The sequence below is a fragment of the Rhizobium sp. IY2 genome, assembly GCF_047532935.1.
GTDB classification, from domain to species: Bacteria; Pseudomonadota; Alphaproteobacteria; order Rhizobiales; family Rhizobiaceae; genus Rhizobium; species Rhizobium anhuiense.
Genome location: NZ_JBLKNU010000045.1, coordinates 1 through 349, shown reverse-complemented (window position 1 = coordinate 349; position 349 = coordinate 1). Strand labels below are relative to the sequence as shown.

General features: G+C 63.6%; 1 protein-coding gene. It reads left to right on the top strand.

Annotated features, from left to right (window positions below):
• A partial coding sequence (locus tag ACMUVN_RS33305) for an ABC transporter ATP-binding protein (protein WP_414816057.1) occupies positions 1–349 on the top strand: 349 nt, incomplete at both ends.

The window sequence follows — 349 nt, the reverse complement described above, 5'->3', positions numbered from 1 at the left end:
CTCCAAGCGCGACATCGCCATGGTGTTCCAGTCCTATGCGCTCTATCCGAACATGACGGTGGCGGGCAACATCGCCTTCGGCATGGAGATCCGCGGCGTGCCGAAGGACGAACGTGCCAAGGCGATCAAACAGGTCTCCGACATGCTGCAGATCGGCCATCTGCTCGACCGCAAGCCGAGCCAGCTGTCGGGCGGCCAGCGCCAGCGCGTCGCCATGGGGAGAGCCTTGGTGCGCAACCCGCAGGTCTTCCTGTTCGATGAACCGCTCTCCAATCTCGATGCCAAGCTGCGCGTCGACATGCGCACCGAGATCAAGCGGCTGCATCAGCGCATGGGCACCACCTTCGTC